At 30.7% G+C, this 13472-nt stretch carries 12 protein-coding genes; 4 read left to right on the top strand and 8 right to left on the bottom strand.

Annotated elements, in window-relative coordinates; translation table 11 throughout:
• Positions 1 to 3: 3 nt before the first annotated feature.
• From Q4528_RS00145 to Q4528_RS00170, 6 genes are all read right to left on the bottom strand, one after another.
• On the bottom strand, positions 4 to 1257 hold the full coding sequence (locus Q4528_RS00145; RefSeq protein ID WP_037555564.1) for a copper resistance CopC/CopD family protein: 1254 nt from the start codon (positions 1255 to 1257) through the stop codon (positions 4 to 6).
• A gap of 159 nt (positions 1258 to 1416) precedes the next feature.
• The gene (locus tag Q4528_RS00150; protein ID WP_108000387.1) at positions 1417 to 2772 is read right to left on the bottom strand and encodes an MATE family efflux transporter; all 1356 of its coding nucleotides are present in this window, start codon (positions 2770 to 2772) and stop codon (positions 1417 to 1419) included.
• A gap of 95 nt (positions 2773 to 2867) precedes the next feature.
• A complete protein-coding gene (locus Q4528_RS00155; RefSeq protein WP_017636827.1) occupies positions 2868 to 3287 on the bottom strand; it encodes a MarR family winged helix-turn-helix transcriptional regulator in 420 nt (139 codons plus the stop codon).
• A 211-nt stretch (positions 3288 to 3498) separates the two neighbouring features.
• A complete protein-coding gene (locus Q4528_RS00160; RefSeq protein ID WP_017636828.1) occupies positions 3499 to 3924 on the bottom strand; it encodes a lipocalin-like domain-containing protein in 426 nt (141 codons plus the stop codon).
• Between the two features lie 37 nt (positions 3925 to 3961).
• Entirely contained in the window at positions 3962 to 4717 is a 756-nt protein-coding gene (locus Q4528_RS00165) for an SDR family NAD(P)-dependent oxidoreductase (protein ID WP_017636829.1), read from the bottom strand.
• Positions 4718 to 4738: 21 nt separating this feature from the next.
• The gene (locus Q4528_RS00170) at positions 4739 to 6058 is read right to left on the bottom strand and encodes a GntP family permease (protein ID WP_017636830.1); all 1320 of its coding nucleotides are present in this window, start codon (positions 6056 to 6058) and stop codon (positions 4739 to 4741) included.
• Positions 6059 to 6207: 149 nt separating this feature from the next.
• Between Q4528_RS00170 and Q4528_RS00175 the strand changes: the two genes are divergently transcribed.
• Together Q4528_RS00175 and Q4528_RS00180 are read left to right on the top strand one after the other, a co-directional pair.
• A complete protein-coding gene (locus tag Q4528_RS00175) occupies positions 6208 to 7134 on the top strand; it encodes a LysR family transcriptional regulator (protein WP_017636831.1) in 927 nt (308 codons plus the stop codon).
• A 272-nt stretch (positions 7135 to 7406) separates the two neighbouring features.
• A complete protein-coding gene (locus tag Q4528_RS00180) occupies positions 7407 to 8186 on the top strand; it encodes an SDR family NAD(P)-dependent oxidoreductase (protein WP_017636832.1) in 780 nt (259 codons plus the stop codon).
• Positions 8187 to 8400: 214 nt separating this feature from the next.
• Here the strand turns inward: Q4528_RS00180 and Q4528_RS00185 are convergent, their stop codons facing one another.
• Positions 8401 to 9678, bottom strand: coding sequence for a YhgE/Pip domain-containing protein (locus Q4528_RS00185; protein WP_046467079.1), 1278 nt, complete (start codon positions 9676 to 9678; stop codon positions 8401 to 8403).
• Between the two features lie 165 nt (positions 9679 to 9843).
• Here Q4528_RS00185 and Q4528_RS00190 point away from each other — a divergent pair, with 165 nt between their 5' ends.
• Together Q4528_RS00190 and Q4528_RS00195 are read left to right on the top strand one after the other, a co-directional pair.
• Entirely contained in the window at positions 9844 to 10452 is a 609-nt protein-coding gene (locus Q4528_RS00190) for a TetR/AcrR family transcriptional regulator (protein ID WP_029055770.1), read from the top strand.
• 65 nt (positions 10453 to 10517) lie between these two features.
• Positions 10518 to 11465, top strand: a complete 948-nt coding sequence (locus Q4528_RS00195; protein WP_017636835.1) for a magnesium transporter CorA family protein — start codon at positions 10518 to 10520, stop codon at positions 11463 to 11465.
• 398 nt (positions 11466 to 11863) lie between these two features.
• Here Q4528_RS00195 and Q4528_RS00200 read toward each other — a convergent pair whose 3' ends face one another.
• On the bottom strand, positions 11864 to 13303 hold the full coding sequence (locus Q4528_RS00200) for a sucrose-specific PTS transporter subunit IIBC (RefSeq protein WP_046467078.1): 1440 nt from the start codon (positions 13301 to 13303) through the stop codon (positions 11864 to 11866).
• Positions 13304 to 13472: the final 169 nt, after the last annotated feature.

The raw sequence follows: 13472 nt of genomic DNA on the forward strand, positions 1-13472 counted from the left end.
TCCTTAACCTGGTATATTGATTTGACTCATCATCACACCTACGAATATAAGTATGATTCCTATAATTAATTCTATTATTAACGTCACTTTATTAACTTGTTGACGTTTACCTAAAGCTTTCGTGGTTTGATATAAACCTAAAGCCATCATTATTAATGTACCAATGACTTTTACAAGTATTAGTATTGTCCATGTTTGCATGTTGGACCAAATTGCTAAAATATTCGTTTCATCAATAGCCATTAACACACCTGAAATAATTATCATTGCAACAGCAATAGTATTCACCTTAAATAGCATTGAACGTATATTTTTTAACCGCTCAGATGAATTGTTATTCACCATATACCAAACAAGATATGCAAGTGCACCTAACCATAATGTCATACCTGCAATATGTATCGTTCTAATTGCGATAGACCAAATTGGAATTGATTGAGACCACGCATGACCAGACATACTTATTGTTAGTATCATTACTATTGAAACTAGCCAATACCAAATTCGATCCATATTTCTAATTATAATCAAAGCATATAATACTATCATTGCAATTGAACTTAAAATAAATGGAAATTGCATTAAAACATCAATTTTAAGTGATAATATAGCATCTACAACATCTGAGGTTAATGTCATCATGTATAACAATAATGCCATTATATACGCCATTATCATCATAAATGAAATACTCATTTGTTTAGGAAATAATTCAAATGAATGTAATTGGCGACGTTTAGCAATACCGTTTAACCAAAACAGACCTACTAAAATAATGGTTGTTCCTTCAGCAATATATCTCATTACTCCAAACCAAAAACTTGGTTCTGCATAAAAAGCGCTAGATGTATCTATATCTTTGGCAGTTACTTTACCTACCGAAAATTCAAATTGATCTCCTACTTCATGCCCGTCAGCTGAGATGGCTTGCCATTTAATAGTATGCGTACCTTTACCAACTTTATCTGGTGAAAACGTTAAAGTTTTTGCCCAGCCAGATGTTGATGGCTTAACTTTACCTAATTCCTTACCTTCATCATTATATAAAGTGATATTGGAATACTTCGAATTTACTGGTTCATTAAATTCTAATTCAATTTCTTCAGGCATTTGTTTTACAACGCCATCTTGCTTAGGATTCGTCTTTTCTAATGTTGCATGAGCTGAAGCTTGATTCATCATGGAAGGCAACAAAGAAAGAAAAAACATCACCATTACGGCAATAATAATCTTAGGGTACTTATTAATATGTACCATCGAACCCCCCTTATCTAAATAACTCGTAAATTATTCCATATTACATCATAACGATTACTACTTTAATTCACAATAATATTGAAAATTGTTCATTATTTAGTCACAAAAGAAAAAGGACAACCATCGTTTTAATAATAATGATTGTCCCTTTATTTACAATTATTCTTCTAATAAAGCTTCTTTATCAACTGTTAATTTATTTCTTAATAAGTAAACGATTAACATCGCTGCTAAAGCACATAATGTTTCTGCGATTAATAGTGACCATACTACCCCTGTTAAACCAAACAAACTATTCATGACAAATAATACTGGAATGATAACTGTACCTTGTAAAATAGCCATAATTGTTGCACCGCGACCTTGTCCAGTCGCTTGTAACATACCAGTGAATAAGAAACCAATACCATTTAATAATAATGATGTCATTGTCACTTGTAACATGAATGTAGCAAGATCAACAATGTGTGGATCTGTACTAAATAATTGAATGATTTGGTGACCAAACACAAATACTATAATCATACTTACTGCAAAAATCGCAAAGATAGAAATGATAACAGCTTTAACCGTATCTTTCATTCTTGATTTATTAGCAACAAAATTATAAGCAATCAAAGGTACAACGCCTTCACTTAATCCCATAATAATTAGTTCTGGAAATTGTACTAATCTAAATTGAATACCATAACTGGCAATAGCATAGTTACCATAATTAGCTAAAAACAAATTCAATACTAATCCAGTTACACCCATAAGTACAACCATTAAGAAAGCTGGAATACCAATTTTGAAAATTTCTGCCATCATTTCTTTATTTGGTTTAGCAAATTTAACATTTACAGAAAGTGATTCAATTTTTTTCATAAAATAAAGAATAAAGAATATTGCAGCTACTAAATTTGAAATTGCAGTACCTAAAGCAGCACCAACTACATTTAAATCAAAACCGAAAATTAAAATCGGATCTAAAATCATATTTAATACAACACTTGCTAACATTCCTACCATAGAAACTATTGGTGCTCCTACTGCACGTGCAAATTGTTCTAAAATAAAGAATAAAATAACAAATGGGGAACTTAAGAACATAATTCTTAAATAATCACTTGTAAATTTGATTGTTTCACCGTGTGCTCCTAAAACTTGTGCAATTTGATCAGTAAACGGTAATGTCACTAATGCAATAATGACGCCAAGTAATAAGCCTCCATACATTGAAAAGCTACTAACGTATTTACTTTTACTGTAATCTTTGGCTCCTAATAATCGTGAAATATAAGTTCCACCACCTACACCAAATAGATTACCGAATCCCATTAATGCAGCAAATATTGGTAATGTTAGTGATATTGCTGAAATCATATGGCTATCATCTAAAAATCCTATGAAATATACATTTAAAATCCCATAAATTACACTTAATAAACTTCCTATCATCATTGGTAATGAGAAATGCATCATTGCTTTAAATATTGGTGCTTTTTCAAAAAAATACAATTGTTCGTCTTTCATTATTCTTACTCCCTTTTAATTAGATGACTAATAGTTAGATTTCTAACTATATATCGAAAAATATAGTGGCTATTACTCTAAATAATAACCACGCATTATTTCAAGTTTTTCATCATTTGTTCTATAATTTCTTTAAATTTCAGTTGATCTTCATCTGAGATATTTAATAGTAATCTTTCTTCAATTTCATCAAATACTTTAGTAAAAGATTCTACTAATTCTAGACCTTCGTCCGTTAGTTTCAAAATTTTACTACGTGTATCTTCTGGATTAACTTTCCTAAAAACTAAATGATTTGCTTCCAGATTTTTTATTATACTGCTGACCGTTGAACCTTTTCTACCAAAGAATTCCATTAATTCTTTTTGTGATATACCTTTTTCTTGATAACGATATATATATCCTAATGTATGACTTTGTTCTTGTGTAATTCCAAAATCATCTAATCGTCGATCTGCATAATTCTTCATCTCATGTGCTAAGCTTCTTAATAGAAATTGATATGTCACTTCCATCGCTTCACCTCATTTAGTTAGATATCTAATGAATATATTAACACGGTTTTAAAAAATTACAACCGATATATTAAAGTTCTAATTTTCTGATTATTTATCGCTTTTTTTTAATATAAAGAAGGTAATCTCTATATCATTTGTAATAGAAATTACCTTCTTTATTAGTCTGATAACATAATGTCTTAGACCTTTTAAAAATTACAATATTTAATTAGTGATTAACACGTTTCCAAACTAATTTTTGGTTTGGCACATTACCATTAACAATGCTTAAAGTGTCACCTTCAAGTTCGAATAAACGTGGTTGTGTATCGCCTAACCAAGTTGGGTTCATACTTACTTCCATAGTGTGATAAACTGTTGAATTTTCTTCATCTAATTCATATTTACCTGAGTAAGCAACATAACCATGTGCAGCTTCTGCCATTTCATCTTTTGTACCAGTGTGTAAGTCACCAGAAGCATAAGCAGATCTACCTTGTTGCATTAATTGAGCTGACATATAACCATCTGGATTATACATAATAAAACCAGTTGCGTCTTTACCTAAAGGATAGAAGATATTACCATTTTCATCTTCATCTTGATAGTTAACTAATGCCCATGTTCCAATTAATTGTTCTTTTAAATTACTCATATTTATTCCTTCTTTCTATAGATTTTGAAATAATGAATTATGCGTTAGATCCACCAGATACACTAATAGTTTCACCAGTAATAGCTGAAGCACCATCAGAAGCTAAGAATAGAACAGTATCAGCAATTTCATGTGGTTCTAATAAACGATTCATTGGCATTTTACCAGTGATATATTTTTCCATAGCTTCTTGTTCTGTTGAATTATCTTGTTCTGCTAAGTTAGCAAGTTGATTTTCAATTAATTTAGTACGAACTGGTCCTGGTAAAACTGCATTTGATGTAATACCAAATTTAACAGTTTCTAGTGCTACAGTTTTAGCAAATCCGATTTGAGCAAATTTTGAAGCTACATATGCAGATTTGAATGGGTCTGCCATTTCACCATGTGCTGAAGAAATAGTGATGATACGTCCTTTTTCTTGTTGTTTCATACTTGGGATTGTATGTTTTGTCATTAAGAATGTACCTGTTTGAATAACACCTAATACTTGGTTCCATTTTTCTAATGGGAAGTCTTCAACTTTAGAAATAAATTGGATACCTGCGTTATTAACTAATACATCAATTTCACCATATTTACTTCTAATGTCAGCGATAGCAGATTTAATAACTTCTTCATCTGTTACGTCAACTTGATAAGCTACACCATTTTCTAATGAGTCTGCTGCTTTTTCAGCTGCATCTTTACTCATATCAAAGATAAATACACGATCGCCTTGTTTATCAAATCCTTGTGCGATTGCGTAGCCAATTCCTTGTCCTGAACCTGTTACAATTACGTTTCTAGTCATATTAAATTCCTCCTAAAATGTTTATATAAATGCGGATGCGATGATTACAACAATAAGCGCTAATAAATTGGCACCCGTATTAGTAATAAATAAATATTTAAAGCCATTTTTGTGATTTAAACCTGTCAATGCGAATAGTGTTAATACAACACCAGTATGTGGCATAACAGTAAATACAGATGAAGACATTACTGCAACTCTGTGAATTGTATCAGGGTCAATACCCATATCAACATACTGTTTACCAAATGCTTGCATGACAATACCTAGTGAACCTGAAGCAGAACCTGTTATAATACCGAATAACGCAGAAGCTACAGATAAACTTATTAATGGATTTCCTGGTATATTTAATATTAAAGATTTAATACTTGAAAATCCTGGTGCTAAAGTAACTACTGTACCAAATGCAATTGCAGAAGCAGTTAAGAACATTGGTGTTACCGAACTACCAGCACCTTCGTTAATAACTTCTCTATGGATATTGATGTGTTTATGGAATAAAATGGCAGATAAAATAATTGAAATAGCTAAACTAATAAGAATAACGTTATCAATTTTTAATATACTACCAATAATATTGATAATAATTAACACAACGATAGGTAAAATACTTAGATAAAAATTAGGTGTAGATTTTTCTTCATTTTCTAAATCTAAATTACTCGTATTAAAATCATCAAAAGTTTCACCTTTTGCAAGACTTTTATTTAATGCATGTTTCATGTACCATAAACCAAATACTATGGCAACGATTGTTCCAATGATTCCTAATAAAGGTGCTGCTGTTAATGTTGTACCCAAATATTTAGTTGGTACAACATTTTGTACTGAAGGTGTACCTGGTAACATTGTCATAGTAAATGTTCCTAAACCTAACATGATAGGAATACAAATCAAATTCCATGCAATATTCAATTGTTTGAATAAAGGTTTTGCTAAAGGCACGATAACGAAGACAACCACGAATAAGCTAATGCCTCCGTATGTTAAAATTGCAGTGATTAAAAATATAGAAACTAATATAGAATATGGATTGCTAGTACCAATTTTACTAATTATTTTAGAGGCGATAGAATGTGCTGCACCACTTTGATCCATGTATTTTGCAAGTAATGAACCAAGTAAGAACACGCCAAAGAAACTAATAATAAATTGAGCCAATCCAGTAATATATGATTCTTTAGTTCCAATTAAGGAATTAAAGAAAGGTAAACCGTTTGTTAAAATAACAATAATTGAAGCAATTGGACCTACTATTAAAATAGAATATCCATTCATTGAGAAATAGATAATGAATAATATCCCGATAATAATACCAATTGTACCGATGATTTCCATATTGGCCCTCCCTTAAAGTAGAATTTCAAGTTTAATTTTTGTCTATTTGATGACAATTAATATTATCAACCCAAAATTAGGTTTTGTAAAAGATTGTTTTAGGTATAAAAACTATAACTAAAAGGTTATATAGAGGAAAGAGTGTCTAAATGATAAACACAAGATCAAGTAAATATTTAGAGGAAATCAATAGATTTGGTAGTATTTCCCAAGCAGCAAAATATTTATACATTTCACAGCCGTATTTAAGTAAGTTTATTAAGGAATTAGAAACTGACTTAGGCACAGAGTTATTAAATAGAGAGAAAAATCCAATTACTTTAACGTACGCTGGGGAACGTTATATAGAATATATGAATCAAATTAAATATACGTATGATGAAATGAAATCGGAATTACAAATGATTTCTGGATTAAAAAAAGGTCGTTTAGTCATAGGAATTAATCCTATACTAGCAGCCCATGCATTATATAAGATATTGCCAGAATTTATAAAAGAATATCCAGGTATCGAATTAAAGTTAATAGAAGAATCAGCTCATCGAATTGAGCAATTACTTATTGATAATAAGATTGATATAGCAATTACGATTTTGCCTTTTTATCAAGGTGTATTCCAGTTTGAAACTCTATCTAAAGAACCCATATATTTGATGATTCCATCCAATCATTCATTAATTACAAATGATAATTACAAAAACAAATCAATTTTTGAAATTCATCAAGAACTAGTAAATGATAATTTTATATTGTTAAAACCGAATATGGCTTTGCGTAAAATCACTAATCAAATATTAGAAGACAATGAGCTTGAACCCAATATTGCGATGGAAACGATCAGCATTGATAATGCTTTAAGATTGGTAAATGAAGGCTTAGGGATTACTTATGTACCAGAAAGCGTTAAAAACAGTAGTAAACATTTTGAAGGGTTAAGTATTAAATTAGAGAACCCTAGCTATTTTAATCAAGTTGTAGTGGCATATAAAAGTGATAAATTTAATCACTTGTCTAAAGCTGCACATATGTTTATAGAATTAGCTAAAGCTACATATAATAAAAATGAAGATGAATGAATTTAAAATTATAGCCTGAGACATTAATTGTCCCAGGTTGTTTTATTTTATATAAATTTCAAGAGTAGTAATTATATGAAGACACTAATCAAATAGTGTTTTTAAGTAGTAGTTGAATACAAATGAGCATTCATTTATGTTTCTATGGTGAACTTATTATTTAAAAAATGTAATATGAAAATAAAAATTTATAAAAGTAAGCGTTTGCACTAGGAATTTCATATATCTTATTTTAAAATGGATACATACATAAACATAAGGAGATGGATTAAATGTCAGTATTAGATAAATTCAAATTAGAAAATAAAGTAGCTATCGTAACAGGAGGAGCTTCTGGTTTAGGTAAATCTATGGGAAAAGCTTTAGCTGAAGCAGGTGCTAATCTTGTAATTGCAGATATGAATTTAGAAGTTGGACAACAAACTGCTAAAGAATTTGAAGAAGAAACAGGAAATAAAGCCATTGCATGCAAAGTAGATGTAACAAATGTTGATCAAGTAAACGACATGGTAAAAGAAACAATGGATACATTTGGTCATATTGATATCTTGTTTAATAATGCAGGTATTAATGAACATGTTGATTTTGAAGATATGCCATATGAACGTTGGAAAAAAACAATGGATGTTAACTTAAACAGTATGGTACTAGTTACAAATGCTGTTGGTGAAGTCTTCCGTGAACAAAAGAGTGGTGTTATTGTTAATACATCTTCAATGTCAGGTGTTATTGTAAACACACCACAACCACAAGCAGCATATAATACTTCTAAAGCAGCTGTAATTATGCTTACTAAAAGTTTAGCAAATGAATGGGCTAAACATAATATTCGTGTAAATACAATTGCACCAGGATATATGAAAACAGAATTAACTAAAGATTATTTCGCTAAAGGCGGAGATATGATTGATACTTGGATGAATATGACTCCTATGAATCGTCCAGGTGTACCAGAAGAATTACAAGGTGCAGCACTATACTTAGCTTCAGATGCATCATCATTCGTTACTGGTTCAGTTATTACTGTTGACGGTGGTTACACAGCACTTTAATCCTATTCAAAATTGAAGTGTCTGAGACATTAAGTTTTGAGACAAAGGATAAAAGGCAATTTCTATTGAAAAATATAGAAATTGCCTTTTTCTTTGACTCAATGTATACATTACTGAGTAACGAATACATGTCTTATTAATATTTATTTACACAAAAAAACTGCCGATAAGAAATACATCTTATCGACAGTTTTTGAAATTTACCGTGCTATAATTATGCTGGAATTTCAGTACGTTTGTTACTATGTTTTCTAAGAGCTGCTGCTAATAAGCTTGATACTACTCCGAAAATCATGAATCCAATAAGCATCCACATTGTTGTATTTAACTCTAGATGATGATTCATATAGATAATTTCTTTTAAGCTTGTTGAGTAATGTGCAAATGGGTTCCAATCATAAATATATTTTTGATAGAACTCAGGTAGCATTTGTTTTGGTAACATTACTAATTGCATACTAAAGAACATTGCAATGAAGAAGATTGGTACTGATTTCATACCTAACCATGTCATTGTTCCAAGAATTAATCCAACGAATCCCATAATAGCTAATGCTACAAATATAGAAACTCTATTTGGATGATCAAAATGGAAATCTAACGCACCTTTCATAAAATATACATATGCGAAACTACCAGCAAATGCTGTAATAGCTGTAAATATCATTTGTGCTACAGACGCAATTAAACGATGTGCAATTTTAACGTTATTACTAGTTCTAAATGCAAAGAATAATAAGATTGATGCAACAATAGAACCCATCCAAACTGGCATGAACATTAAGAATGATGCATTACCGCCACCTTGGTGATCTTTAACTTCATTAATTTTATCGTTATTGATTTTAACTGGATTAGTTACAGCGTTAATATCTTTTGCATCAACTTTAACATTTTGTTTTTCTAATGTTTGAAGACTTTGTTTTGTAATTTGATTATTAATATTGTCACCCATACCTGACAATACGCTACTAGCCATTTGAGAACCTTGTAAACTTGTTCCTTCACTTACTATTGTTTTAAATTGTGCTTTTTTAACGTCAACTTTTTGGTTGTCCATTTTTTTAGCCATTTGTTGTGCTTGTTGAGCTGGAATTTCACCTGATTTTACTTTATCTTGCATTTCAGATTTTTTACTATCCATTACGACTTTTTGAGTTTTACTCATAGCATTTTTTGAAAAGTCTTTTTCAAAAATTGCAGCCCCATAATATTTCTCTTTTTCCATACCTTTTTTAGCGTCTTTTTCACTGTCTACTTTAACCCATTTAACAGCGTCAGAATCGCTATCTAATAGTTTATCTTCTAATTTATCACCAATATTTGTTTTCTTACCTTGAATAGAAGTACCTTCATCGTGATTTACGATAGCAATTGGCATATCTTTTGGTTTAGGATTAAAGGCTGGGTAAAATGCAACCGCGAAAATCATTAATATTAAAATGATTGCTATAGGCGTCAACCATAATAATTTACTTTTAAATATATTCATAACTTTTTTTCCTCCCTTGAAACAATTCAACAATTTGTTGAACATTTATCACTTTTACAATTATAATGAGTTTAAATAAATAAACAACAATCAATTAATAGAAAAACGTCTTTTATTGAACACTTTGGTGTATATTGTCTATTAATTATGGGAGGTTTTACATTTTTGAAGGAAGATCGACGTGTCCGTAAAACAAAATCAGCAATAAAGCATGCCTTTATACAATTATTAAAGGAACAAAATATTGAAAATATTACAGTGCAAGACATTGCAGATAAAGCTGATATAAATCGAGGTACATTCTATTTACATTATGAAGATAAATATTTATTATTAACCGATATGGAAGACGAATGTATTGCTCAAATATCTAAATTCACCACCTTTTCAGAAATTGAAGGTGAAAATGTTGAAATGATTTCGACACTATTTATAGATAAAGTATTGCGAAACATCATTCAACATGTATATGATAATCTAGACTTTTATAATACGATTCTTAATTTGGAACGAAAAAGTCGTTTAGAAGAAAAAATAAGCGACCTGATACAATATAATATGAAGAATCAGATCAGTATTAATAATGAAATTGAAGGCATACCAGAAATGTATTTTCATAGTTATGTGTCAGGTGCCACAATCTCAATTATCAGATATTGGGTATTAGATTCTAATCGTATTTCTGTTGATGACCTTGTCACTCATATTTTCAAAATTATTTATTATGGTCCGTTACGAATTATGGCAGAACAAAAATACAATCAGTCTCGTTAAACACATTGCTCGTAAAATATTGTGATGCGTTTGAAGTTAAAAAGCTTGTGAAAGGACTTTTACAAATGATCACTGCATATAAACATTCAAATCAAATTAATAATGAAATTATCGAAACGACTCTTGATCAACAAGCATTGTGGATTAATGTAGTTGAACCTGATAGAGAAGAAATAGAACATTTAATGGAATATTATAATTTACCAGAAGACTTTATTCGAGATCCACTCGACTCAGAAGAAAGTGCTCGTATTGAGTATGACGAAGATACTGGATACTCACTGATTATTATCGACTTACCTCTAGTTAATTCAACAAATCGCAGTGTCCTATCCTTTATTACAATTCCATTAGGCATAGTCATTGGTAATGGTATCGTAATGACTATTTGTGACGCTGAAAATGAATTTTTAGAGAACTTCTCTAGACAAGACAATATTAATCTGAAGTTTCATAGTCGCTTTGCACTAGAAATCTTAACAACGATTGCGAATCATTATAATAGAAATTTAAGATTATTGAATAAATCACGTATTCGTATCGAAAGAGAATTGAAAAATAATATTACTAATAAGCAACTTTTCAAACTAATGGAAGTTGAGAAAAGTTTGGTATACTTCTTAGCGGCTTTGAAAGGTAACGATACAATAATTAAAAAGTTATTCCGTCTACCTGCTATTAAACGTTTTGAAGATGATGAAGAGTTACTAGAAGATTTAATTATCGAAAATAACCAAGCAATTGAAACAACCGAACTACATCAACGTATCTTAGAAAGTATTACAACTTCTTATGCATCATTATTATCTAATGATATGAATACGATTATGAAAACATTAACTATGTTTACTGTATTATTAACCCTACCTACACTGGTATTTAGTTTCTTTGGAATGAATGTACCATTACCACTAAGTGATCATAGTTACATTTCTTGGATTATCGTTGTCGTTATTTCTCTTATTCTTGTTGCAATCGTCAGTGTTTATTTATGGCGAAAACAAAAGCTATAGCTATAACAAAATTAAAAAAATCACTTGGGACATAAATCCCAAAATAATAGCACTAAGACGATTTATTTTAATCATCTTAGTGCTTTCTTTATACCCAATACTTCGTATTGTATGGCTCTCTTTGCCCAACTTGCTTTGCTTGTAGAAACTGATTTAATCAGTTTCTCTGTGTTGGGTCCCTTCCCATGGTACAGTTTCAGCCAGAAATACGGCACAGATAAATCTGTGAGTATTTCTAGTGTCTTCAACTAGTACTGTTCCCTCGGGAGTCTCGCCATAAATACTACGTATTTTGTGTGTAATTTTACATTATATTACTTTTAAAGAATAAGGCCTTCTGTATAATTTAATAGATATCATCAAAGTAAATTAACGAGTTGTCTTTTTTATAACCTACTTTATTGAACTTCTTTATATTTATTTCTTTTAGATAGAACAAATGTCACAAGAACTGAAACGACAAATGCTATTACCATTCCTATGAGGTAATGTAGCCACCCACCATGGTTTGGATTGATTGATATAAATCCAGGTATACCTGCTGTACCTAAAGCTATTGCTTTAACTTTAAAGAATGAAATATACGCTGCACCAAGACCTGATCCAATAATAGCACCTATGAATGGGTATCTTAATTTAAGATTTACACCGAACATCGCTGGTTCCGTAATACCTAAAACTGCTGAAATACCTGCAGCTGATGCAACACCTTTTAATTTTTTATTATTTTTAATAATAAAGAATGACGCTAACGCTGCACCACCCTGAGCGATATTTGACATGGTAGCAATTGGGAAGATAAATGAACCACCAGTTTTAGCCTGATCAGCAATTAATGTTGTTTCTACTGCAATGAAACTATGATGCATACCAGTGATAACGATTGGTGCATATAATAAACCAAAGATTAATCCGCCTATTGCACCACCAAATTCGTAAAGCCATGTTAAGCCATCTGATAACCAGTATCCTAATTGTCTTGTAATAGGACCAACAAATAAGAATGTAATAAATGCTGTTACAAAGATTGATAATAGTGGTGTTACTAAATTATCTAATACTGTTGGTATGACTTTGCGAAGCCATTTCTCAATAGTAGCTAATATATAAGCTGCCACTAACATAGGTAAAACTTGTCCTTGGTAACCTACTTGATTAATATGTAATCCAAATACATCCCAATATGGAATTGATTTACCCGCTTCTACTGCTTTCGGAAAATCATAGGCACTCATCAAACTTGGATGTACTAATATCATACCAAGTGCTGCGCCTAAGTATGCATTACCGCCAAATCGTTTTGCTGCACTAAATCCAATTAAAATCGGCAATAATGTAAATGGTGCATTGGCAAAAATATTAATCATCTCTGCTAATCCAGCAAATTGATCATGGACTTCAATCAAAGATTTGCCATCATAAAATAAGTCCTTAGCAGTTAATAAATTGTTTAGACCCATCAACAAACCACCGGCAACGATTGCTGGAATAATCGGAACAAAGATATCAGATAACATTTTCACAAAGCGTTGTAATGGATTCATATGTTTAGTTGACTTCTCTTTTACTTCAGAAGTTGTAGATGCTTCTTTACCAGTAATATTCTCCATTTCGTTAAATACTTTATTTACAGTCCCTGACCCAATAATAATTTGGTATTGACCACCAGTTGAGAATGTTCCTTTAACGACATCCATTTTAGATAATGCGTCTTCATCTACTTTACTTTCATCATTTAATATTAATCTAAGTCTCGTCGCGCAATGCGCCATTGAATCTAAATTCTCTTCTCCACCTATTGCAGTTAATATATCTTCTGCTGATTGTTTATAGTTCATTTGTATAAACCCTCCCAATTTTTTTGGAACCAGTTCCAAAATTACTAACTTTATTGTAAACGGTTGCAATAATTAAATCAACCTCATTCAATAAAGTTTTAAATTTAATCGTTGTCATGACAGTTAATTAACTTATATTAATTTACTTTTCAAATGGGTATAAGAATAT

This window comes from Staphylococcus pasteuri, from assembly GCF_030547725.1.
In the GTDB taxonomy this organism is placed as follows: Bacteria; Bacillota; Bacilli; order Staphylococcales; family Staphylococcaceae; genus Staphylococcus; species Staphylococcus pasteuri.